A 22,414-nucleotide genomic window follows, 5' to 3' on the forward strand; every position below is an offset into this window, starting at 1 on the left:
TGTCCATGACGGCGCGGTCGAGCCCGCTGCTCTGCGGCGGTATCTGAGCAGCCGGCTGCCTGACTACATGGTTCCCTCTGCGATCGTCTTGCTCGAAGCCCTGCCGGTCACCGTGAACGGCAAACTCGACCGGGCCGCCCTGCCCGCCCCCGATCTCGCGGTGCTGGACGGCCGAGCGCCCCGGACCCCGATGGAGGAGGCGCTCTGCGAGCTGTTCGCGAAGACCCTCGGCATCGAACGGGCGGGCGCGGATGTCTCCTTCTTCGATCTGGGCGGCGACTCACTGCTCGCCATGCGGCTGATCGCCCTGATCCGAGGGGTGCTCCATGCCGAGGTGAGCATCCGAGCCCTGTTCACCGCACCCACCGTGGAGGCGATCGCCCGCTCGCTGTCCGGCGAGTCCGACGCCGACGACATCGGTCTGGTCCTTCCGATCAGAACCGAGGGCGAGCAGCCGCCCCTGTTCTGCGTCCATCCGAGCACAGGGCTGAGCTGGTGCTACACCGGTCTCGCCGACCATCTGCCGGCGGACCGCCCGGTCTACGGGCTTCAGGCGAGCGGATTCGCCGCCGGTGAGCAGCCGCCGGACAGCCTGGAGGAGCTGGCCGCGGAGTACGCCGCGCGGATCCGGGCCGTGCAGCCCACCGGGCCGTACCATCTGCTCGGCTGGTCCTTCGGCGGGACCGCGGCCTATGCCGTGGCGACCCATCTCCAGAGCCAGGGTGAGGAAGTCGCCCTGCTGGTGAGCCTGGACGGCTATCCGGCCCGTGCCGAGGAGCTGGAGATCCGCGCCGAGGTGCTCGCGGGCGGCGGCGGGGGAGCACCGGGTGACGGTGGGGGAGCACCGGGCGGCGGCGGGGAAGCGCCGGGGGACAAGGTCCGGATGCTCTCCGAGATCCACCGCGTCAATGAGCACAATGTGCGCATTCTGCACGACTTCACGCCACGTCCCTACCACGGTGATCTGACACTGTTCATCGCTGCTCAGGGGCGCCCGGACATCGGGCAGCCGGCCGGGTCCGCGGACAGCTGGACGCCCTATGTGAAGGGGAATGTCGAAGCGATCCGAATCGACTCCGATCACGACGGAATGATGAAACCGAAGCCCCTCGCGGAAATCGGACGCCTGATTTCCGCGCGACTCCAGGAACGGGGAGCGTAAATGGACGACATGGTGAATTCCGCAGGGAAGAACGACGTCGAAGGCAGCAGGAGGAAACTCCGTCTGGCCGTCGCCGCGGGCGTCGGCGCCGGTCTTTCCGTCGCCCTCGTCGCCACGGGACTCGCGTTCGCGTTTCTCTCGGACGACGACTCCGACGACAAGCGGGCCACGGTCTCCAGCTCGTCATCGGCCTCGCCGGCGAGCGAGAAGTACACCAAGAATCTGGCCTTCGCCCAGTGTCTGAGGGACAAGGGCGTGTCGAAGTTCCCCGACCCCGATCCCAGCGGTGCCATCAGGGTCGAGCCGGACTCCGGCATCGACATCAAGACCAAGGAGTACAAGAGCGCGGAGAACGCCTGCAAGGAGATCGCGCCGCCCATGGGGGAGCGGCTGAAGCGGCCGTCGGGTCTGCCGTCGCTCGACACCTCGAAGTATGTCGGGTGCATGCGTGAGAACGGCATGCCCGACTTCCCCGATCCGGACGGCGGAGGCATGTTCACCGGGATCGACCTCGATGCGCCCGACTACAAGGCGGCGCAGGCGAAGTGCGGGAAGTTCATGCCCGTGCTCGGAGTTCCCACCCCCGCCGGCTCCTGACCTGCTCCGGCTCCTGCCGCGGCTGCTGACCACCCCCTCCGCCCCGGCCCGCCATCCCCCCGGCGGGCCGGGGCCTTTTTCCTACGAGGGCGACAGTGGACCAAACGGGTGAGCGAGAAGGGAAGACGCTCTTCCGCCCCATGGGAAACCCGCGGCGCAGAGCGAAACCGTGCTGAAACCGCGTACCGCGTAGAACGGAACGCGGGACGGAAGTCCTGGACTGGGCAATCGAGCAATCGAGCAATGGAGAACGTCATGTCAGTCATTTCCAGCCCCAAGGCTGAATCGAGGAAGAGCGGCACGGGTCGGCTGCGCCGGACCGGGACGCTGGCCGTCCTGCTGCTGTCCGCCGCCCTGGTCGCCACGGGCTGCTCCTCGGACGAGAAGGAGGAGACGGTCGCCGAGGCGTCGTCCCAGGCGAAGCCTGCGGAGCAGGGCAGCGAGGCGGGCAAGGGCGACGCGGTGGCCTACGCCAAGTGCATGCGCAAGAACGGCCAGCCGAACTTCCCCGACCCGCAGCCGGGCGGCGCGCTCACCCTGCCGCAGGGCGTCGACCCCCGGTCCGACGAGTTCAAGAAGTCGGACGACGCCTGCAAGGAGTACCGCCCGACCAAGGGCAGCGGTGAGGAGCCGGGCGGCGGCTGGTCCTCCGACGACCAGGTGAAGTACGCCGAGTGCATGCGCAAGAACGGCGTCCCCGAGTTCCCCGACCCCAACCCCACCGAGAAGGGCATGGTCCTCGGGAAGGACGCGGGCATCGACCCCAAGTCCGCGCAGTTCGAGAAGGCGGACACGGCGTGCAAGGAGCACAAGCCGCAGGGCGCCCCCGGCGGCGGTCCCGGGCAGGGTGGTAGCGGGTCGTGAGCACCACGGAGATCCCGACCGAGAAGGCGGAATCCGCTCCGCCGCCCGAAGAGCAGGAGCCGAGCCCCCGGCCACGCCGGCGGGGGCGGGCAGCGGCGGTCATCGTGGCCCTGGTCGCGGCGGGCGGCGTCGGAGTGGTGGCGATCACCCAGCCGTTCGACAACCGGGCGAGCGATACGACGGTGTCGGACGGCGAATCCGGCACCGGCACGGCGAAGGTGGCCGAGGGAACCCTGTCGTCCAGGACCCAGCAGAACGGCACACTGGGCTACGCGGGCAGCTACAGCGTGGTCAACAAAGTCGACGGCACGGTCACCAAGCTTCCCACCGTGGGCCAGGTCATTCACCAGGGCAAGCCGTTGTACTGGGTGGACGGGAAACCGGTCATCCTGCTGAAGGGCAAGGCGACTCCGGCCTACCGGGAGCTGTCCCGGGGCATGGAGGGCGCCGACGTCAAGCAGCTGAACGCGGCGCTCGTCGAACTCGAATACGCCACCGATGAACAGATCGACCCGGACTCCGACTACTTCAGCCGGAACACCCGCTGGGCTCTGAAGAAGCTCCAGGACGATGTGGGGCTGGAGGAGACCGGGAAGCTGAGCCTGGGGCAGGCGCTGTTTCTGCCAGTGGAGGAGATCCGGGTCACCACCGTGGACGGGGTGCGCGGCGGGTCGGCCGTCCCCGGCAAACCCATCCTCCAGGGCTCCTCGACGAGCCGGCAGGTCACCGTCGAGCTGAACGCGAGCCAGCAGTCCGATGTGAAGACCGGCGACAAGGTGACCATCACACTGCCCGACGACTCGACGACCCCCGGAGTGGTGTCATCGGTCGGAAAGGTGGCCAAGCAGGGCGAGAACAAGACCACCATCGATGTCAAGATCAAGCCGACCAAGCCCAAGGCGACCGGCCGGCTGGACAAGGCGCCCGTCCAAGTCGCCATCGTCTCCCGGACGGTGAAGAACGTGCTCTCGGTGCCCGTTGACGGACTGCTGGCACTCGCGGGCGGCGGATACGCCGTCGAGGTGGTCAAGGCGGACGGCACCCGTGAGCTGGTGACGGTGGAGACGGGCCTCTTCGACGACAGCGCCGGGCGGGTAGAGGTGACCGGATCGGGGCTGAAGGCCGGCCAGAGCATAGTGGTGCCGGGCCAATGACCGAGACGAAGACTGAAATGAAGACAGGGACGACGACCGGAACGACGACCGGAACGACGACTGAGGAGAGGGCGGCCGAGGAGAGTGCGGCCGACCGGCGGGACTCCCCCGAGCCGGTCATGCAGCTGGAGCGGGTGTCGAAGGTCTACCCCGGAGCCTCCCCGGTGGTGGCGCTCGACAAGGCGACCTTCACCATCCACCGCGGTGAGCTGGTCGCGATCGTGGGCCCCTCGGGGTCGGGGAAGTCGACCCTGCTCCAGGTCATGGGCAGTCTGGACCGCCCCACATCCGGCACGGTCCGTATCGTCGGCGACGATGTCGCCAAGATGTCGGACCGGTCCCTGGCACGGCTGAGGGCCTCCCGGATCGGGTTTGTGTTCCAGCAGTTCTTCCTGGCCCAGCACGCCACCGCGCTGGAGAACGTCGCCGATGGAATGCTGTACTCGGGGGTCAGACACGCCGCCCGGATGAAGGCGGCGACCGTCGCCCTCCGACGTGTCGGGCTCGGTCACCGGATCAAACACCGCCCGGCGGAGCTGTCCGGCGGCGAGCGGCAGCGGGTCGCCATCGCCCGCGCCCTGGTCGGCAACCCCGCGATCGTGCTGGCCGACGAGCCCACCGGCAACCTCGACAGCGTCAACGGCGCAGCGATCTTCAGCCTGCTCAGGGAGCTGAACGCGGAGGGCACCACCATCGTCGTGATCACCCACGACCGTGACCTCGCCACCCAGCTGCCGCGACGCATCGAAGTACTCGACGGCCGTATCGTCACCGACGTCAGCTCGGAGGACGATCCTCTGTCCACCGAAAGGCACGCGACATGACCCTCACGGCTCCACCGCCCGGCGGCGGGATGCATGTGGCCGATGTGGCCAGGACCGCCAGTGTCGGACTGCGTACGCGACGGATGCGGGCCGCGCTCTCCGCGCTGGGCATCGCCATCGGCGTCGCGGCGATGGTGGCGGTGCTGGGGCTGTCCGCCTCCTCACAGGCCGGGCTGCTCGCCGAGATCGATAAACTGGGCACCAATCTACTGAGGGTCTCGCCCGGCCAGACCCTCACCGGAGAGGACGCCAAACTCCCCGAGGAAGCACCCGCGATGATCCGCCGGATCGGTCCGGTCGAGAATGTGCAGAGCACCGGGAGCACCGAGGCCAGCGCCTACCGCAACCCCTATATCCCCAGCGCCAACACCAACGCCATCGCCGTCAACGCGGCGAGTCTGGGGCTGCCCGGGGCCTTGCGCACCTCCGTCTCCCAGGGGACGTATCTCAACGCGGCCACCGCGAAGCAGCCGGTCGCCGTGCTCGGGGCGACCGCCGCCAAACGGCTGGGCATATCCCGGGTCCACTCCGGGGCCCGTATCTGGGTCGGCGGGCAGTGGTTCTATGTCACCGGAATCCTCAAGTCCGTACGTCTGACACCGGAGATCAACTCATCGGTGCTGGTCGGCTGGGACGCCGCCAGGAAATACCTCGACTTCGACGGTCACCCGTCCACCGTCTATGTACGGGCCGACACCGACCAGGTGACCGCAGTGCAGGGCGTGCTCGCCGCGACGGCCAACCCGGAGAAGGCCGAAGAGGTCAATGTCAGCCAGCCGTCGGCCGCGCTGGAGGCCCGCGCGGCGACCCAGTCCGCCCTCAACGGACTGTTTCTCGGACTCGGGGCGGTGGCCCTGCTCGTCGGCGGCATCGGAGTCGCCAACACCATGGTCATCTCGGTGCTCGAACGGCGCTCCGAGATCGGCCTCAGGCGCGCACTCGGCGCCACCAAGGGCAACATCCTGATCCAGTTCCTCTCCGAGGCGGTGCTGCTCGCCGCCATGGGCGGAGCGGCCGGAGTGGCCCTCGGCGGTCTCGCCACGGCCGTCTACGCCCAGATCAAGGGGTGGGCCACCGTCGTGCCGATGCTCGCCTGGGGCGGCGGACTCATCGCGGCCGTCGTCATCGGCGTACTGGCGGGGCTGCTCCCCGCGCTGCGCGCCGCTCGGCTCCAGCCCACCGAGGCGCTTCGTATCGCATGAGGTCACCGTGGCCGGCGCCGCGGACCGGGGCCGGGCGCCGGACACCGCTGTGCCGGAAGGGAGGAAGAGTTGTCCCGACACATCCCCCTCATGGCTCTGACGATCGGCCTCCTGGTGATCTCCATGATGGTTGCCGCACTTCTGCTGAGCGGGCCGTCCGGCGGCACGGGCGGGACATCACTCGCCTCATCGGCGTATCGGCACGATCAGCACCAGACAGGCACGGGATTCCGAACAGACGGGGGAGCGGCCACGATGCGGGCGATCCGGGGAGCGACACAGGTCGCGGAGAACACCAGGGAACACATACTGCAGGCCACCACCGAACTCCTCGCGGAGATCATGAACCGCAATGGGCTCACCACGGACGACGTCGTCAGCGTGCTGTTCACGGCGACCCCCGATCTGAACGCCGAATTCCCCGCCTTCGCCGCACGCAAGGCCGGATTCCACGATGTGCCGCTGCTCTGCGCGGCCGAGGTCGATGTTCCGGGAGCGCTGCCCAGGGTCGTCCGGCTGATGATGTACGCGGGCGTCGACCGGCCGCGCGCCGACATCCAGCATGTGTATCTGCACGGCGCGATGAGCCTGCGGCAGGACATCGCAGGCTGAGTGCCTTCCGTACTGGACTGGCGCGGCCCGTGATGGGTCTTCCGCACCCGGATCGGCTCGCACCGTGATGGGTCTTCCGCACCGGCCGGCTCGCACCGTGAAGTGCCTTGCGCACCCGGATCGGCTCATACGGTGAACGGCCGCTGACCGAGGAACTCCTCGTCCGGACGGCCCGAGACATAGAGGTTCGGGCTCTGGTCCCTCGGCATCCGGCGCAGGATGTCACGGTGGAAGTCGCGGTATCCGCCCTGGAACGCCCCGTCGCCCCAGACCTTCAGCAGAGTCTCGGTGTACTTGCCGTTGACCCGGCCGTCGGCGGCGAACTGGTTGTCCTGGCAGGCGGAGATCAGCAGTGCGTCCGCCTCCTCCGCGACGCCCTTCCGCGCCGCGAGCTCCCGCTGGAGCTCCTGAAAGTACTCCTTGTCCCGCTCGTAGATCTCCCGCTGCTTGTCGATGGGCATCAGCCGGGGAGTCTCCTGCTCGTCGGACGGCAGTTCGATGGCGCTGCCGCTGTGACAGGAGTCGAGCAGCGTCAGGATCCGCACACCGTCCGCGAACCGCGCGAACTCCCGGTCGAGCTCGTCGTCGAGGAACTGCCGGTCGTAGAAGACCAGGGTCTCGTCCAGTCTGTCCGGCTCGTCGTCCGAACCGACGGTGTTCGGGACCTGCCCGCCGTGGCCCGAGTAGCTGAACATCAGGATGTCGCCGTTCACCAGCTGTCCGGCCGCCTTGCGCAGCTCGGCGACGATGTTCTCGACGGTGCAGTCGGCGGTGAACAGAGTCGTGTCCGCGAACCCGGCCGCGCGGGCCAGCCGGGCCATGTCGCGGGCGTCGTTCTCACAGGCGACGAGCCGGCCGTCCCAGCCGTTGTACTTCGCCGGGTCGACGCTGTTGAGTCCGAGATGGAGAGAGAGGCCGGTGGCCATGGGCGCTCCTGCGGGGAGGGGACAAGAGATGGTCGCCTTGATGGGTTCCATGGACGGGGGCCCGCGCAATCCCGAGTCGGCGCGAACCGCCTGAACGGGCCCGCGCACTCCCGAGTCGCGGCCATCGGAGTGGCGTCGCGGGCGGGGCCGATGCACGGCGCCCGCCATCGGGTAGTCAGCCGATCATGAGTTCATCAGATTTCTCCGCCGGGGGTGGGGGCGCGGAGGCGGCCCCGCAGTCGCTGGCCGACCGCACCGGATACGACGAGCTCTTCCTCGGCCCGCCCGTCCCGCTGCCGAAGCCCGCCGCCGCCGACGTCGAGACCGTGATCCTCCCCTATACCCACTTCACCGTGGTGCTGCGCCCGGACCGGCGGCTGGCCGCGGCCACCGCCGTCTGCATCGACGGCCAGCGGCTGCTCGACGACGTGCCCCGCGAGGACAACTGGCGGCTCGATCCTCGGCTGCCCGCCGCCCGCCAGGTCGGCAAGGAGGTGTACACGGACAACACCCTGGACCGGGGGCATCTGGTGCGCCGGCTCGACCCGGTGTGGGGTGAGCGTGGGGAGGCCGTCCAGGCCAATGACGACACTTTCCATTTCACCAACGCGGCTCCGCAGGCGGCCGTCTTCAACCAGGGGAAGACCCTGTGGCAGGGGCTGGAGAACTATCTTCTCGACCACGCCGCACAGTTCGACCGGAAGCTGACCGTGTTCACCGGTCCCGTGCTGCACGACTCCGATCCGCCCTACCGGGGGATGCAGGTGCCGCTGCGCTTCTGGAAGGTAGCGGCGTTCCTGCAGAGCGGGGCGCTCGCGTCGACCGCGTACGTCCTCGACCAGAGTCCCGATCTCACCCGCGACGCCGACCGGGCGTTCGCCGGGGCGAAGCCGGGTGAGCCGCCTCCGCTGGGGGCCTTCCGGACGTTCCAGGTGCCGGTCGTCGATATCGCCGAACTCACCCTGCTGGACCTCGGGCCGCTGCCCGCGGTCGATCTGATGCCGCCCGCCCGTGCTCCGGAGACGCGCTGGAGGAGGCTGGAATCACATGACGACATCGATCTGGGGTCCTGAGCCGCCGGGAGCTGGCGGGAGCCGGCGGTGGGCGCCGCGGTCCTGAGCCGCCGGGACCGACAGCGGGCGGCCCGGCTCCGAATGGCGGCCGTCTTGAGCACGGTCGATACTGACACTGACCGGCGTCCATGCGGTGTCGGGAGGCACGATGCGCCCCGGAGTCGTCTACGTTCACGGCATTGGGAACAAAGTCCGTGCCGAACTGCTCAAATCCCAGTGGGACAAGGCGCTCTTCGGGAAAGACCTCGGCGATGTCACGCATATGGCGTACTGGGCCTCTCTCCGCTACGACGAGCCCCTGCCCGATGACCGCCGGCTCGATCCGCTGGAGGGCGAGCCGGATGACATCGAGGAGGTCCCGGAGCCCGCCCCGCCGGAGACGGCCGAGGAGTTCATCACGAGAACCCTCGGCGAAGCGCGGTGGGGGGCGGGAGCGGCGGCGACCGGATCCGAGGGCCGTGCGCCGGACACCGGGCCCGATCCCCTCGCCGGGTGGCTGCGCGAGATGACCTACCGCGCCGACACCCTCGCCGTGATGGAGGGGCCCGAACCGGCCGGCGATTCCCCGCTCGAACTGCTGCCGCTGCCCAGATACGCCCGCCAGAAAATATTCCGGCTGCTCGTCAGGCATATCTTCGAGGAAGCCCACGCCTATTTCTTCGGCGGTGCCGGACCGGCGATACGCGAGGTGGTAGGCCAGGTGCTCGACGGTCTGGACAAGGATGTCCGGCTCGTGGTGATCGGACACAGTCTCGGCTCGGTTATCGCCTATGACGTCCTGGCCGAGCGAGAGCAGCGGACCGATCTTTTTCTCACCCTCGGGTCACCGCTGGCGATCGCCGAAATCCAGGACCATCTGATACGCCCGCCCGCTGTGCCGGTCGGGGTGCGGGCCTGGCGCAACGCCTCGGACCTGCGGGATCTGGTGGCGCTGGACCATACCATCCGCACCGCCTACCCGCCCGCCGAACGGGTCGCCGATCTGCTGGTGACGAACGACAGCAGGAACCACCACGGCATCTCCGCCTATCTGGGAAGTCGAGGCGTCAGAGAGCTTGTCCATGGCATTCTCGCCGACCTTGCGGGAGTGCGGATCGGATGGAAAAATGGCATAGGTGAGTAAATCCGTCTCTTTGCTCCCCGGGGCGGATGGGCAGGTATGGCATGCCGTTGGCCGAAACGGAGTGGGACCTCGTCACCCTATGGGTACGGGAGTACCTCCTCGATACCACCGATCCGCATGGCCGGCTCGTCGAGTACGGCTTTTCCTCGGAATTCGTATCGAATCTCCGGCTGACGGCCGTGAGCACCGAGAACGCCCGTGCACTGGTACAGGCTTCCCGTAAAGACATCGAGCGGCAGCTCGGATTGATCGACATTATCGTCACGATCGACAAGCTCGCCGTTCTCCCTGAAATATCCAAAGCCGTGGAATTTCAGAATCGGCTGCGTGAGGACCACCGCGTCCATGCCTCCCAGGACAATTTCAGGACCTGTGTCCTCAAGAACGGGACCGAGGTGTTCATCGACCGCCGGGATCTGCGGGAGACTCTGCGCGGATTCGTCGGGGACCCGGAGAAGACGGTGCTGCTCGTCGACGGGGAGCCCGGCAGCGGCCGGTCGTACACCTACAACCTCATCCGGCACGTCGGACAGCACTACGGGTTCCGCCCGGCACGCGTCACCCTGTCGCGAACCTCCACCGCCGACAAGGTCGTCCGCCGGCTCGCCGACTTCGTCGCCGACCCCCGGTCCGGAGCCTCCCCCCTCAATCCCACGGACCTCAACGATCTGCTCCCGTCGATCGACGACGCGGTGCACTGGGTGGTCAGCAGGGCGACGGCGGGCGAGGACCGGCTCTGGCTGGTCCTGGACGAATGCGACCGGCTCGACCCCAGCTCCGATGTCTGGGACTTCATCGGCCAACTCGCCCTCGCCATCTACGAGCACACCGCCGTACGGGGCAGCCAGGCCCCCCGGCTCGTACTGCTCGGCTATGGGCGCGAGATGCGCCAGCTCCCCTACGATCTGCGGGGCAGTCTCTGCTGGGACACGGCCCGCGTCGCCGGCCCCGCCGATCTGCGCACCTTCTTCGACCAGTACTTCCATGAATCGCCCCCGCGCTTCCTCGGCGCCGCCCCACCGGAGGAGGCCACCATCGCCGAACTCGTGGAGGTGGCCGTCAGCGAGGTGCTCCGGGTCACCGGGGACGGCCGGGGCGGCGACGAAGGCTATATGCGGAAGATCTGCACGGCGGCCGAGGGGGCGATCCGTGTCTACCAGTCCCTCTGAGGCCGTCAGGATCTTCACCGACCGGCTGCGACAGGAGCTGCGCGCGGAAGGAGAGCGCGCCGCCGAGGTCCCCGACGTCCGCAGGGGCTACCGGGAGGCGGCCTGTCTGCTCACCCACTTCGACCCCATGATGCTGAGGCTGCCCGGTGAGGAGCGCGCCTCCGGCGGCGCGGTCCTCGAATTGCTCGACGACTGCACGACCACCGGGATGAAGGAGCGGGCCGTCTGGAACCTCAAGGCCGATATCCGGGAGCAGACCCTGCGCGGACTGTCCGGGCCGGACGCCGCCCGGCGGGTGCTGGAGCGGAACATCGGCGCGCTCCGTTACGAACCCGGGCCGGAGCGCGTCTGCCTGGAACTGCTGAGCGGGGACGGGGGCGGGAGCGGGGGCGGGGAGGGGGACGGGAGCGAGACGGCGGCCGGGGCCCTCGCCGGCGGCAGGCCGCCCGCAACCGGTGACGGCCCCGGAGAGCTGGCCGACACCCTTCGGGCGGTGCTGTGGCTCTCCATGGTCCCCGGCATGACCGGGCTGCCGGACGTCGCCGGACTCCAGCACCGGCTGGAGCAGGCCAGACTGCTCCAGCCGCTCGAACGCCTCGTACAGCAGCCGTTCCAGGGGCGGACCGCCGAACTGGACCGGATGCGCCGTTTCGCCTGCGCCCGGCCCGCGGGCGGCCCCGGGCCGGGAACGGACAGCCCCGGGCTGATCATCCACGGCCCGGGCGGCATGGGAAAGAGCACCCTCCTCGCCAAGTTCCTCCTCGACGGCATCCACGGGCACACCTCGGGCTTCCCCTTCGCCTACATCGACTTCGAACGCCCCACGCTCTCGGTCCAGGAACCCATCACCCTCATCGCCGAGATGGCCCGTCAGCTCGCCATCCAGTACCCCGATCACCACCCCGAGCTGGACGCCCTGGTGGACGAGTGTCATCAGACCGCCCGCAGCCAGCGCGAAGGACAGGACCGGGTGACCCAGTTGCACGGGCTCGCCACCACCCGGTCCGTCCTCGGACGCAGTTCCTCACAGGAGTTCCAGCTGCTGGCCACCGAGCGGGAGACCGGCCTCATCCGGCGGATCGCCGAGATCCTGGTCCGGGCGGTGGCCGGACGGGACCAGGGCGACGCTCCGTTCATCATGGTCATCGACTCCTTCGAGGAGGCCCAGTACCGGGGTTCGCCCGTCCTCGGGCGCACGTGGGCGATCATCGCCTCGCTGCTGGCGGGCTACCCCCGGCTGCGGGTCGTCGTCTCCGGGCGCTCCTCGATCGACCACCCCATGCGCTTCGTGATCCCCGAGGAGATCGAGCTCGCCGAGCTGGACCAGTCGGCCGCCGTCGGCCTGCTGGAGTCCTGCGGGGTCACGGACCCGGCCGTGGCTCGGGTGCTGGCCGACCGGGTCGGCGGCCATCCGCTCAGTCTGAAGCTCGCCGCCCGGGCCGCCGCCCTCGCCGCGAGTGAGGCCGAGGGCACGGAGGAGCTGATCCGCAGTCTGCCCGCGCGGCGAGACGAGTTCTTCCGGCGTGTCGACCAGATGCTCGTCCAGGGGGTGCTCTACGACCGCATCCTCCATCACATCGCCGATCCGGATGTACGCCGTCTCGCCCATCCGGGCCTGGTCCTCAGGGTCATCACCCCCGAGATCATCAAGGAGGTGCTCGCCGAGCCCTGCGGACTGCGGGTGCGGACCCCGGAGGAGGCCGCCCGGCTGTTCGACGAGCTGTCCCGCCTCGACCTGGTCGAACCGGCGGGCCCTGGAGCCGTACGGCACCGCGCCGATGTCCGCGCCATCATGCTGCGGCTGCCGGGCAGCGACCACACCGATGTGATGCGCATCGTCGAACGGCGGGCGGTCGACTTCTACGCCGCGCGCGACGGCCTCGAAGAGCGCGCCGAGGAGATCTACCACCGGCTGCGGCTCGGCGAGAACCCGAGGACGGTGGAGGAGCGCTGGCTGCCCGGGGTGGAGCGGTTCCTCGGCGGAGCGCGGCAGGACATGCCCCAGCGGGCCGTCGCCCTGCTCACCGCGAAGCTCGGCGGAGACGCCCCCAACCAGGTCATGGCCGACGCCGACCAGGAGGACTGGGAGCGGATCGCCGCCCGGGAGGTGGAGGATCTGCTGACCCAGGGCTTCGCCGAAGCGGCGTTCACCCGGCTCGGCGAACGCAGGCCCTGGACCCCGTGCAGCCCGCTGCACTCCCTGCTGGCCGAGACGCTCAACCGGCTGGGGCGGCAGGCGGAGGCGCGTGCGACGGTGTCCGAGGCGATTTCGTCGGCGGGGGCCGGGGAGTGCGCGGAACGGCAGCTGGAACTGCTGCTGCTGTCCGCCCGGCTGTCGGAGGAGGCGGGCGACCTGGCGAACGCGGACCACGATCTGCGGAGGGCGGAGGACATCGCGGTGGACCTCGGACAGGACCTTGAAGCGATGGGCGCGCTGCTGGCGAGAGCCCGGCTCGCCGCCCGCGCGGAGACCGCCGGGGGCGCTCACGCGGAGCTGCCCGACGCCGGAGCCGGCAACGAACTCGCCCGGAAGCTGAGACTGCTGCCCGCCGACGTCCTCGCGGACCAGCCCGTACTGGTACGGGCCGTCGCGTCGCAGGTGTACACCCGGGATCCCGGGGTGCTCGAACACGCCGTGAAGATCGTCGGGCTGCCCACGGACGACGAGGCGCTGGAGACCCTGGGGACGGCGATCCGCAGCGCCGCCACCCGTCAGCCCACGCTGCTCGGACCGCTGATGGGGATTCTGCGCGACGCCGCCGGACCCACGCGGGCCCAGCCGGGCGAGGGCGCTCCTCCCGGACCCGGCGGAGCGGGCCCCTCCGACACCACCGGCATTCTGCGGCTGGCCCGTGACCGGGGCACCCTCGACACCCTCGCCCGCAGGCTGCTGGCCGTGCCCGACGAGAGCGGCGAGATCAAGGCCGCCGTGGCCGCGGCCATGGGCGCGGGCACCGCCGGACGCCCGGCGGACCAGACCGGCGCACCGCAGGGCGACGACACCGGACCCGGCCAGGGCGGTGGCCAGGGCGGTGGCGGAGGGACCGGAGCCGGAGCCGACAGCGGCAGCGGAAGCGAAGGAGACGGCCGCGTACGGCCTGACAGCCCATGAACGTATATCTGTCGCCCGAGGAGATCCTCCGGGTCAGGGACGCGGCCCTGGAGACCGGACTCGCCGACCCCATGGTCCGGCCGCTGCTGTTCGACGGCATCCTGCCCAGGTACCGGGGCACCCTCCCGCTGCTCGCGGCCCCCGGAATGCAGGTGCACTCCGACCTCAACCAGATGAACCGGGTGGAGCGGCTCGTGGACGGCTCGGTGCCGCTGGAGATCTGGCTCCGCAACGCCATCGCCCAGACCACCGAAGCGGCCGCCCTCACCCTCTTCCAGCGCATCCTGGACGATGTCGCGCGCAGCGCCGGAGGCGAACCGGACATCGTGGCGCAGACGCCTGCCCCCGAGATCAAGGAGGAGATCGTCCACCGGGACGACACCGTCCCCTTCGCCTTCCTCAGAGGCGGCGACGCGGCCGGAGCGGCGGTCGCCCGCCTCAAGGTGCCGCCCTATCAGGACGGTGAGCCGCTCCAGCCGAACGGCTTCCCGCACGCCGGCACGGGCTGGCTCATCGCCCCGGCACTGCTCATCACCAACCACCATGTGGTCAACGCCCGGGCCGGCGCCGGCGAGGCGAGGCCGCTGGCCGAAGCCGGTGATCTCCGCCTCCAGGCCCGGCACACCCGGGCCCGGTTCGACTTCGAGACGGACGATGTGGAGCTGGAGGAGGCCGCGGTCAGCGAGCTCGTGGCCGCCGACGCGGAACTCGACTACGCGATCCTGCGGCTGACCGAGGACCCCCGGCGGCCGGTGCTCAGACTCGCGGCGAAACCACTGTCGGTGGCCGAGGGCGAGGTCGTGGCCGTCAACATCATCCAGCACCCCGGCGGACAGCCCAAGCGCGTCGCCCTGCGCAACAACCTCGTCTACGCGGCCGATGAACGCGATGTGCGGTACTTCACCGACACCAGAGGCGGCTCCTCCGGCTCGCCCGTGCTCACCGACGACTGGCGGGTGGTCGCGCTCCACCGGGGCACCCGGCGGGTGGAGGACGTGATGTTCCAGGGCAGGACCACCGCGTTCGTCAATGTCGGCACCCAGATGGATCTCGTCATGCGCCATCTGAAGGAGCACAGCCCGGAGATCCACGCCGAGATCGCGGCGGCGCAGCACGACGGGGAGTCCGTACCAGCCGGGGGAGTTCCACAAGAGTGAGGAGTACGCCATGGGCAGCCGCACCAGGCCACCAGTGGCCATGGGACCGGAACAGGTCTTCACCGATCTGAGAGAGGTCGCGCAGCGGGTACGCGACGGACTGTGGCGGGAGGAACCCGAATCCTCGGTGGAACTCCCCGCGGACGAGCTCCCTGCCGAGCGGGTCTCCCAGCTCGCCCGGCAGGAGCGCGACCGTGTGCTGTCCGCCGGGGCGGACGGTCTGGAGAAGCTGGCCGAGGGCCGCGCCGACGAGATCAGCGACGACGAGTCCTTCGGCATGGAAGCCATCGTGCTGCTCGAAGGCAGACCCGCCATTCTCGTCCAGAACCAGGATTTTCCCCCGCAGGACGGCGACTGGGCGGTGCTCAACGGCCACCGGGCCGCGATCCGCGAGTCCATAGCGCGCGTCGGCCGGGTCGAGGTGTCCGGGCACCCGAGCCTCGACTGGCTCGGCACGGCCTTCCCGGTCGCCGCCGGAGTGGTGATGACGAACCGCCATGTGGCCGTCGAGTTCTCGCGGGAGACCGACGCGGGCTGGACCTTCAAGAAGGGGATGGGCGCGGGCATCAGCACGGCCGAGGCGTATGCGGCGCCCCCGGGAATCGGACCGGTGTACGCGGTCACCGAAGTGATCGGCATCCATGAGGAGTTGGACATGGCCCTGTTGAGGATCTCCCCGGACGGGGACGGCGCGGGGCCGCCGGACCCGCTCGCGCTCGCCGGGGACGCCCCGGCCGAGGTGCGGGGTCACCCGGTGTACTGCGTCGGCTATCCGGCCTATGACGGACGCCGCAACGAACCGGTGGCGATGGGCCGGATCTTCATGGACGTCTACAACGTCAAACGTCTCCAGCCGGGGACGACCACCGAGCTGCTGCCGGGCGGGTCCGTCATGATGCACGACTGCTCGACCCTGGGCGGCAACAGCGGCTCCCCGGTGTTCGGTCTGAGCGACCACCGGGTGCTCGGTCTGCACTTCGGCGGCCGGTACGGCTTGGGGAACTACGCCGTGCCGCTGTGGAGACTGACGGACGATCCGCTGCTGCGCCGCGCGGGGGTGGAGTTCGTCTGAACGGCGCGGAGTCCGACTGGCGCGGCGTATGACCGGATCGGCGTCCGACCCGAGCGGCGTCCGGCCGCCTCGGAAATGGGGGTGCCTCCAGAGGGCGGTTCTGCCAGTCTTCCGGGCATGACCGCGTACGAAGTGCTGTTGATCGGGGGCCGCTCGGGCGTCGGCAAGTCCACCGTGGGCTTCGAAGTCTCCGCGCAGCTCCAGGAAGAGGGGATCGCCCACTGTCTGCTGGAAGGCGACTGTCTGGACCAGGTGCACCCGGCTCCCGCGGGGGATCCGCACCGTTCGGCGATCACGGAACGGAATCTGGCGGCGGTGTGGGCGAATTACGCCGCGCTCGGTCACCGCAGACTGATCTATACGAACACGGTGAGCGTGCTGGAGGCGGATATGTTCCGCCGTGCGCTGGGAGGCGATGCGCTGCGCGTCGTCAAGGTCCTGCTCACGGCGGGCGATACGACGGTCCGAACCCGGCTCGCGCGGCGGGAGACGGGCATCCGGCTCACCGAGCACATCGAGCGGAGCGCGCTCGCCGCCCGGCGGCTGGAGGAGCGTGCGCCGGACGACACCGTACGCGTGGTCACGGACGGCAGGCCGGTGCCGGAGATCGCCGGTGAGGTGATCGCGGCGACGGGGTGGCGGTCCGCCCCGGCGGGCCCGGGGCGGACCACCGCATCTCAGTCCTGACCGGCCCGTACCACGGCGACCGGGCAGTGCGCGTGATGCAGTACGGCCTGGCTGACCGAGCCCAGCAGCAGCCCGGTGAATCCGCCGCGCCCACGGGCTCCCACGACCAGCAGCTGAGCCTCTTCGCTGGCCTCGATCAGCGCCTGACGGGTGCTCTCCCGCACCAGATCGCGGCGTACGGTGACATCGGGGTACTTCGCCTGCCAGCCCGCGAGCGCCTCGGCGAGCACCCGCTCCTCCGTGCCGCCCAGCCGCCCGGCGTCGTCCACCAGATTCTGCGGGTGCCCCGGATCGTCGTCGCCCCGGCCGGTCCAGCCGCTCCACGCGTGCAGGGCCACGAGCTCCGCGCCGCGCAGGGACGCCTCGGCGAACGCGAACCCCACGGCCGCCTCGGCTCGCGGAGAGCCGTCGACCGCCAGCAGCACGGGCCCCGCCGGGTCCGGCCTGCCCCGTACCACCAGCACCGGACAGCGGCTGTGGGCGGCGAGATGCACGGCCGTGGAACCGACCAGCAGACCGATGAATCCCCCCATCCCTCTGCTGCCTACGACGACCAGCGACGCGGTGCGCGACTGGGCCTCCAGGACGGTCAGCGGCTCGCCCGTGACGAGGTCCTCGGTCACCGCGACATCGGGCGCCGCCTCCCGCGCATGGCGCACCGCCTCGGCGAGTACGCGTTCGGCGAGATTGCGCAGTCCGCCATCGGGCGGCCCCATCGGCGACGGCGTCAGCGACACATGCATATTCGGCCAGATGAAGGCATGGACCACATGGAGTCCCACGCCGCGCAGCCGTGCTTCCCGAGCGGCTGTCTCCACCGCGGTGAGGCTCGATGGCGAGCCGTCCACACCAACCACGACCGGACCGTTCATCACAGCGCTCCCAACTTGCTCGGTGGGGCGGCTGCCTCAGCGCGTGGCAGCCGCGAGGGAGGGGGGACGGGCGGCCCGTTCGCCGCCCGGCCGCGCCGTATTCCTCGCGCGTCCCCGCCCCGCTGTCAGTCTCGACCCGCTCGGCGCAGCCGGCCATGGGCCGAATGTCCATGGTCAGAGGGACGAAGAGCCCTTCGGACAGGGACTCATGGGGGAGCCGGCCGGCCCGCGCAGCACGGCCCAGACGGTGTGGCCGTCCGCACCGCTGACGCTTCCCCAGTCATGGGCGAGACAGGTCACCAGATGGAGTCCGCGCCCGCCCGTCTCCATGTGCTCGGGCGGGGAGGCAGGCGGCGCTATCCCGGTCCGGCCAGGCCCGTCGCACGGCCCCTGGTCCCGCACATCGATCCGTACCCCCGCCCCGGTGCCGGGCAGCAGCCGGACCGTGAGGACGATCGGCCCCCGCGCGTGCAGCAGGGCGTTGGTCACCAGCTCCGATGTGATCACCGAGGCGTCCTCGGCGAGCTCGTCGGCAGCCCACTCCATGAGCTGGCGGCGGATCAGCCGGCGCGCGGCCGACACGGTGGACGGCTCGCGGCCGAGCCGCCAGAAGCGCCGGTGTCCGGCAGGGCCGCCGATGACGGGGGTGAGCGTGATGGTCTCCATGGAAGGGTGGCTCCTCTCTCCAGCCGAGCCACCCGGCCGCTCGCTGCGCTCACGAGGGGGCCCGCACTGCCAGACTCCCCGCACCGGGGGCCCCGAGCACAGGGCCCCCGGCCGCTCTTCCTGGCGTATCCGCCAGGCAAAGAAAGTAATAACTATTGACAAAGGATGGAAAAACACCCCGCTATTCCGTCGTGTGGTCGGCGGATCGCGGGATGTGGTGACCGGGACCGGGCGGTGACCGGACCGGACGCGCATTTACCGGACGCGCATTTACCGTACGGCCCCCGGGAAGGACCCCTGCGACACACGGACGACCGGAGGCGCGGATGACCCAGGGAAACACTCCAGCGGCAGATCTCTTCGACGCGCTGGGAATCGACTACGAGCGGGCGTTCGCCCACTCTCCGGCGCACCGGGCCGCGCTGACCTGGCTGGTGGAACGGCTTGCCCCCGACAGCAGTGTGCTCGATGTGGGCAGCGGCACCGGGCATCCCACCGCCCGGACGCTGGTGGACGCCGGACACCGGGTGCAGGGCGTCGACATCTCCCCGCGCATGGTGGAGCTCGCCCGCCGCCAGGTGCCGGAGGCGTCCTTCCGCTGTCAGGACTCCCGCACCCTGGAACTGGCCGCATCGAGTGTGGACGCCGTCTGCGCCTTCTTCTCCTTCCTTCAGATGCCCAGGGCCGATCAGCGGCATCTCGTCGAGAAGATCGCCCGCTGGCTCAGGCCGGGCGGTTTCTTCGTCGCGGCGACCGTTCCCGTGGATGTGGAGGACGCCCCCGGGCGCTGGATGGGATACGACGTGGAGGTGACGAGTTTCGCCCCCGTCGCTTTCACGGATCTGCTGCAATCGGCGGGATTCACGGTTCAGGAGACCCGGGAGACGGACTTCGCGCCCGACTCGCCGATCGCGACCCCCGAACCGCAACTCTTCGTATGTGCCACGCTCCGCTGAGTCATAGCCGCGCGGAGCGTGCCACACTCCCCGTGCCACAGGGAGCGTGCCACGGGGAGCGCGCGGGAGCCCCTCCATGAGATCCCGCTTTCCAGCGATAAGTCACCCCGTCCACTAACATCGCCAGTATCGAGTCGACCGCCTGCCGGGTGGAGGCGTCGTGGTGGATGCGCGCGATCAGGCTGACGAGCGGAGTACGGCGGCGGTCGCCGATGAGCGTTTCGGTCTCTTCATGGACCTCAGCCCCGCCATCTGCTTCCTCGCGGACGCCGACGACCGGATCGTCTGGCTCAACCGGACGTTTCTGTCCTGGCTGGGCCGGGCGTCCGCCGACGTCATCGGCAAACACCCCGACGAGGTCCACGGCCCCGGTGCGGCGGCGCAGTTCGCCCCCTCCACCCAGCGGGTGCTGCGCACCGGCAGACCACTGAGCATGGAGCAGACGGTGCGGCTCGCCGATGGCAGGGCCGTCCATCTCGTCGGACATAAATTCCCCGTGCCCCAGCCGGACGGCAGCGTCCTGGTGGGCGGGACCTTCGTCGACGTCACCGCCCGGGTGGCGGCGGAGCGGGCCTGGACCGAGGCCGAGGAACGCTTCCGTACGTTTATGCGGCTGCTGCCCGCCATGGCGTACACCAAGGACTCCCGGCTCCGCTACACCTGGGCCAATCCGGCCTTTCTGCGGACGGTGGGACGCGACCTCCCGGAGATCATCGGCCACCGGGCCGCCGAGCTCTGGCCCGGCGGGAAGGGGCCCGAGGCCGAACCCGGCGGGGAGAGTCCCGGGCAGGAGCCCGGCGGGAAGGGCCCAGGGAAGGGCCCCGGGCAGGAGTCCGGCGAGGAGAGTCCCGAGGACGAAGAGGCCCTGGTCCTCGCCGACGGGCGGCCCCGCTCCTTCAGAACCCGCATCGCGCTCGCGGACGGAACGCTCGGCCATGTATTCGGCTACCACTTCCCCCTGCCGGGCGAAGGCGACGACGCCTTGGGCGGGGTGTTCGTCGACCTCACCGGCGAGATGGCCGTACGGGACCGGATGGCGGAGCACGAGACCCGTCTCAGCGCCCTCTTCGAACGATCCCCCACCGCCGTCGCCTTCATCGGCCTGGACGGTTCGTTCACCGAGGTCAACCCGGCTTTCGCGGCTGTCCTCGGCATGAGCCCGGCCGGACTCCAGACGCTGAGCCTCGGCGATGTCACCCCTGCGGGCCGACTGGATCCGCACTCTCCGCCGCTGAGCGAGATGCGTACGGGACGCCGCTCCCGGCACCGGCTCGACACCCGGCTCATCCACCCGTCCGATGGCGCCGGAACCCCGGTGTCCCTGCTGCTCACCCTGATCCGCGACGGCGACGGAAGACCTCAGGAGATCATCGCGACGGTGAACCCGCGGCCCGCTCCACGGCCCGGCGACGCCGACCGGTGGTCCGACGACGAGATCACCCTGCTCACGCTGGTCGCCGCCGGAGCCTCCGACTCCAGGATCGCCAGAGAGCTCTCGATGGGGGAGTCCACGGTACGGCTGCGCCTCGGTGCGCTCAAACGCCGGCTGGACGCGGAGAACCGGGCCCATCTGATCGCCCGCGCCTATCAGACCGGAGTCCTGAGACCCGGCGGCCCGGAGGGTTGATCCGGCCGCCGTGGGAAGTCCGGTGCAGCGGGGCGCGATGGTTCCGTCGTGTGATCAATTCCGGCCATGGCAAGGGTGGTTCACTGGGAAACCCCGCGGTCCGCGCCCCGGATATGCAAGATCTGAATATCGGTGAGACGTTTCTGCATGTCCTCTGAAACTGAGTGACAACGCGTGTACGCTCCGGTCCCTGAGGCCCCGCCCCGCCCGGCATCGTCCCGGGAGCGGGTCATCGATACATCGTCGGGGAGCCCGTGTGCCCGGTGCCGGGCAGCGGCAGCGGCAGAAGGAGCGCGTGTGGTCCAGAAGGACGTCGGAGGACGGTTCCGCTTAGTGGAGCCGATCGGCCAGGGCGGTATGGGGGTAGTCCACAAGGCAGTGGACCTTGAGGCGGCCGAGGACTCCGCCGACCGCCTGGTGGCGGTGAAGAGGATCTTGTCGAAACAGCTTCTGGGGCCGGAGAGTTCCGGTCTGGTCAGGCGATTCGACCGTGAAGTGAACATCATGCGCCGGCTCAACGCCCATCGGCACTTTCCCCGGATCATCCAGGGAGGAGTGGACGAGAGCGATGGACTGCCCTATCTGGCGATGGAGTTCCTCGACGGGCGCACTCTCCTCGAACTCATCGGCGAATTCGTCGACGATCCGGCGATCCCCTCGATCGACTGGGTGATCGAGATCGGTGCGCAGCTCGCCGACGGTCTCGCCGCCGCCCACGCGCTCCAGGCGATCCACCGCGACCTCAAGCCCAGCAATGCGATGCTCACCCGGGGCGGTGTGGTCAAGATCCTCGACTTCGGCCTGGGGCGCTTCCTCGACCGGGGGGAGGGGGAGTGGAGCAGCAGTGGGACCCCGTGGGGCTCGTGCAAGTACACGGCGCCCGAGCAGGTTCGGAGCAGCAAGGTCTCACCGTCCGCGGATCTCTACTCGCTCGGCTGCGTGATATTCGAGTTGCTCACCAAGGAGCCTCCCTTCCAGGGGAAGACCGCCCATGAGGTTCAGGAGAAACACATCTCCGCCTCGCCTCCCCTGCTGGGCGAGATGCGCCCGGACACCCCGCCCGCGCTCGTCCGGCTCGTCGACCAGCTGCTCGCCAAGGACCCGGCGGACCGCCCCGCCGACGCGGGCCGGGTCCGCAGCGCCCTGCTGGAGCTGGCCGAAGGCGGTGCCCCGCTCACCCGTGTGCTGGGCTGGGAGGACTTCACTCCCGTACGCCAGAGCCCTGGCGGGGCACGCGCCGAGCAGCCGGAGGCCCCGCGGCGGACGCGGCCCGCCTCCGACGGCATGGACGTCTTCGGTCTCCACGAGAAGGTCATCACGGAGTACCGGGCCTTCACCGAGGGCGGCACCGTCATCCGCGACGAGCGGGTCAAGGAGTTCGTCCAGCAGGATCTCGACGCGAAGTCCCAGTGGCCGGCCCCCTGGATCTCGCTGAACCCCTCCTTCGCCTCCGCGGGGACCGTCGTGGAACTGGCGGCGCAGAAGGTTCTCCACCAGGAGTGCGCCAGGATCTTCCGGGTGGGGAAGTCCTCCACTCGGGGGGGGGGGGGGGGGGGGGG

At 69.9% G+C, this 22,414-nt stretch carries 20 protein-coding genes; 17 read left to right on the top strand and 3 right to left on the bottom strand.

Annotated elements, in window-relative coordinates; genetic code table 11:
* From FF041_RS36695 to aroH, 7 genes are all read left to right on the top strand, one after another.
* Positions 1–1,162 (top strand): alpha/beta fold hydrolase (locus tag FF041_RS36695; RefSeq protein WP_194292349.1); only part of this gene is annotated, 1,162 nt, incomplete at its 5' end.
* Entirely contained in the window at positions 1,163–1,759 is a 597-nt protein-coding gene (locus tag FF041_RS36700) for a hypothetical protein (protein ID WP_153487207.1), read from the top strand.
* Positions 1,760–2,014: 255 nt separating this feature from the next.
* Complete coding sequence (locus FF041_RS36705; RefSeq protein WP_153487208.1) at positions 2,015–2,623, top strand: hypothetical protein; 609 nt, start codon at positions 2,015–2,017, stop codon at positions 2,621–2,623.
* Positions 2,620–3,777: an efflux RND transporter periplasmic adaptor subunit gene (locus tag FF041_RS40505; RefSeq protein ID WP_153527033.1), complete on the top strand. Its 1,158-nt coding sequence runs from the start codon at positions 2,620–2,622 to the stop codon at positions 3,775–3,777. Before FF041_RS36705 ends, FF041_RS40505 begins: the two co-directional genes overlap by 4 nt.
* 17 nt (positions 3,778–3,794) lie before the next feature.
* A complete protein-coding gene (locus FF041_RS36715; RefSeq protein ID WP_153527035.1) occupies positions 3,795–4,601 on the top strand; it encodes an ABC transporter ATP-binding protein in 807 nt (268 codons plus the stop codon).
* A complete protein-coding gene (locus FF041_RS36720) occupies positions 4,598–5,803 on the top strand; it encodes an ABC transporter permease (RefSeq protein WP_153487211.1) in 1,206 nt (401 codons plus the stop codon). Before FF041_RS36715 ends, FF041_RS36720 begins: the two co-directional genes overlap by 4 nt.
* A gap of 90 nt (positions 5,804–5,893) precedes the next feature.
* The gene (gene aroH, locus FF041_RS36725) at positions 5,894–6,415 is read left to right on the top strand and encodes a chorismate mutase (RefSeq protein WP_407698232.1); all 522 of its coding nucleotides are present in this window, start codon (positions 5,894–5,896) and stop codon (positions 6,413–6,415) included.
* 125 nt (positions 6,416–6,540) lie between these two features.
* Here the strand turns inward: aroH and FF041_RS36730 are convergent, their stop codons facing one another.
* Entirely contained in the window at positions 6,541–7,341 is an 801-nt protein-coding gene (locus FF041_RS36730; RefSeq protein WP_153487213.1) for a caspase family protein, read from the bottom strand.
* A gap of 185 nt (positions 7,342–7,526) precedes the next feature.
* Here FF041_RS36730 and FF041_RS36735 point away from each other — a divergent pair, with 185 nt between their 5' ends.
* The 7 genes from FF041_RS36735 to FF041_RS36760 all read left to right on the top strand — a co-directional run bounded on the left by FF041_RS36735 (position 7,527) and on the right by FF041_RS36760 (position 16,734).
* The gene (locus FF041_RS36735; RefSeq protein WP_153527037.1) at positions 7,527–8,414 is read left to right on the top strand and encodes a DNA/RNA non-specific endonuclease; all 888 of its coding nucleotides are present in this window, start codon (positions 7,527–7,529) and stop codon (positions 8,412–8,414) included.
* 148 nt (positions 8,415–8,562) lie between these two features.
* On the top strand, positions 8,563–9,537 hold the full coding sequence (locus tag FF041_RS36740) for an alpha/beta hydrolase family protein (protein WP_153527039.1): 975 nt from the start codon (positions 8,563–8,565) through the stop codon (positions 9,535–9,537).
* Between the two features lie 41 nt (positions 9,538–9,578).
* Positions 9,579–10,706 (top strand): hypothetical protein, encoded by a 1,128-nt coding sequence (locus tag FF041_RS39915; protein ID WP_228388920.1) that lies wholly within the window; start codon positions 9,579–9,581, stop codon positions 10,704–10,706.
* A complete protein-coding gene (locus FF041_RS36745) occupies positions 10,687–13,818 on the top strand; it encodes an ATP-binding protein (protein WP_323393694.1) in 3,132 nt (1,043 codons plus the stop codon). Before FF041_RS39915 ends, FF041_RS36745 begins: the two co-directional genes overlap by 20 nt.
* Positions 13,815–14,975 (top strand): trypsin-like peptidase domain-containing protein, encoded by a 1,161-nt coding sequence (locus FF041_RS36750; protein ID WP_153527043.1) that lies wholly within the window; start codon positions 13,815–13,817, stop codon positions 14,973–14,975. The genes FF041_RS36745 and FF041_RS36750 overlap by 4 nt, the downstream gene beginning before the upstream one ends.
* 10 nt (positions 14,976–14,985) lie before the next feature.
* Complete coding sequence (locus FF041_RS36755; protein WP_153527045.1) at positions 14,986–16,047, top strand: trypsin-like serine peptidase; 1,062 nt, start codon at positions 14,986–14,988, stop codon at positions 16,045–16,047.
* 117 nt (positions 16,048–16,164) lie between these two features.
* Positions 16,165–16,734: an adenylyl-sulfate kinase gene (locus tag FF041_RS36760; protein WP_153527047.1), complete on the top strand. Its 570-nt coding sequence runs from the start codon at positions 16,165–16,167 to the stop codon at positions 16,732–16,734.
* Here FF041_RS36760 and FF041_RS36765 read toward each other — a convergent pair.
* Together FF041_RS36765 and FF041_RS36770 are read right to left on the bottom strand one after the other, a co-directional pair.
* The gene (locus tag FF041_RS36765; RefSeq protein WP_153527048.1) at positions 16,725–17,606 is read right to left on the bottom strand and encodes a universal stress protein; all 882 of its coding nucleotides are present in this window, start codon (positions 17,604–17,606) and stop codon (positions 16,725–16,727) included. The genes FF041_RS36760 and FF041_RS36765 overlap by 10 nt on opposite strands.
* Positions 17,607–17,780: 174 nt before the next feature.
* On the bottom strand, positions 17,781–18,272 hold the full coding sequence (locus FF041_RS36770; protein WP_194292350.1) for an ATP-binding protein: 492 nt from the start codon (positions 18,270–18,272) through the stop codon (positions 17,781–17,783).
* A 326-nt stretch (positions 18,273–18,598) separates the two neighbouring features.
* On the opposite strand from FF041_RS36770, the gene FF041_RS36775 reads away from it, so the two are divergent.
* From FF041_RS36775 to FF041_RS36785, 3 genes are all read left to right on the top strand, one after another.
* Positions 18,599–19,228, top strand: coding sequence for a class I SAM-dependent methyltransferase (locus tag FF041_RS36775; protein ID WP_153527052.1), 630 nt, complete (start codon positions 18,599–18,601; stop codon positions 19,226–19,228).
* A 160-nt stretch (positions 19,229–19,388) separates the two neighbouring features.
* Positions 19,389–20,855 (top strand): helix-turn-helix transcriptional regulator, encoded by a 1,467-nt coding sequence (locus FF041_RS36780; RefSeq protein WP_153527054.1) that lies wholly within the window; start codon positions 19,389–19,391, stop codon positions 20,853–20,855.
* 297 nt (positions 20,856–21,152) lie between these two features.
* The coding region (locus FF041_RS36785; RefSeq protein ID WP_153527056.1) for a serine/threonine-protein kinase at positions 21,153–22,414 on the top strand (1,262 nt) is incomplete at its 3' end.

Source organism: Streptomyces jumonjinensis (assembly GCF_009600885.1).
In the GTDB taxonomy this organism is placed as follows: domain Bacteria; phylum Actinomycetota; class Actinomycetes; order Streptomycetales; family Streptomycetaceae; genus Streptomyces; species Streptomyces jumonjinensis.

Bases quoted from the DNA above. Each gene is read 5' to 3' on its own strand.
- FF041_RS36735 (WP_153527037.1), top strand. From the start codon at position 7,527: ATGAGTTCATCAGATTTCTCCGCCGGGGGTGGGGGCGCGGAGGCGGCC.
- FF041_RS36740 (WP_153527039.1), top strand. From the start codon at position 8,563: ATGCGCCCCGGAGTCGTCTACGTTCACGGCATTGGGAACAAAGTCCGT.
- FF041_RS36750 (WP_153527043.1), top strand. From the start codon at position 13,815: ATGAACGTATATCTGTCGCCCGAGGAGATCCTCCGGGTCAGGGACGCG.
- aroH (WP_407698232.1), top strand. From the start codon at position 5,894: ATGGCTCTGACGATCGGCCTCCTGGTGATCTCCATGATGGTTGCCGCA.
- FF041_RS36760 (WP_153527047.1), top strand. From the start codon at position 16,165: ATGACCGCGTACGAAGTGCTGTTGATCGGGGGCCGCTCGGGCGTCGGC.
- FF041_RS39915 (WP_228388920.1), top strand. From the start codon at position 9,579: ATGCCGTTGGCCGAAACGGAGTGGGACCTCGTCACCCTATGGGTACGG.
- FF041_RS36700 (WP_153487207.1), top strand. From the start codon at position 1,163: ATGGACGACATGGTGAATTCCGCAGGGAAGAACGACGTCGAAGGCAGC.
- FF041_RS36705 (WP_153487208.1), top strand. From the start codon at position 2,015: ATGTCAGTCATTTCCAGCCCCAAGGCTGAATCGAGGAAGAGCGGCACG.
- FF041_RS36730 (WP_153487213.1), bottom strand. From the start codon at position 7,341: ATGGCCACCGGCCTCTCTCTCCATCTCGGACTCAACAGCGTCGACCCG.
- FF041_RS36770 (WP_194292350.1), bottom strand. From the start codon at position 18,272: ATGGAGACCATCACGCTCACCCCCGTCATCGGCGGCCCTGCCGGACAC.
- FF041_RS36755 (WP_153527045.1), top strand. From the start codon at position 14,986: ATGGGCAGCCGCACCAGGCCACCAGTGGCCATGGGACCGGAACAGGTC.
- FF041_RS36715 (WP_153527035.1), top strand. From the start codon at position 3,795: ATGAAGACAGGGACGACGACCGGAACGACGACCGGAACGACGACTGAG.
- FF041_RS36765 (WP_153527048.1), bottom strand. From the start codon at position 17,606: ATGAACGGTCCGGTCGTGGTTGGTGTGGACGGCTCGCCATCGAGCCTC.
- FF041_RS36720 (WP_153487211.1), top strand. From the start codon at position 4,598: ATGACCCTCACGGCTCCACCGCCCGGCGGCGGGATGCATGTGGCCGAT.
- FF041_RS36775 (WP_153527052.1), top strand. From the start codon at position 18,599: ATGACCCAGGGAAACACTCCAGCGGCAGATCTCTTCGACGCGCTGGGA.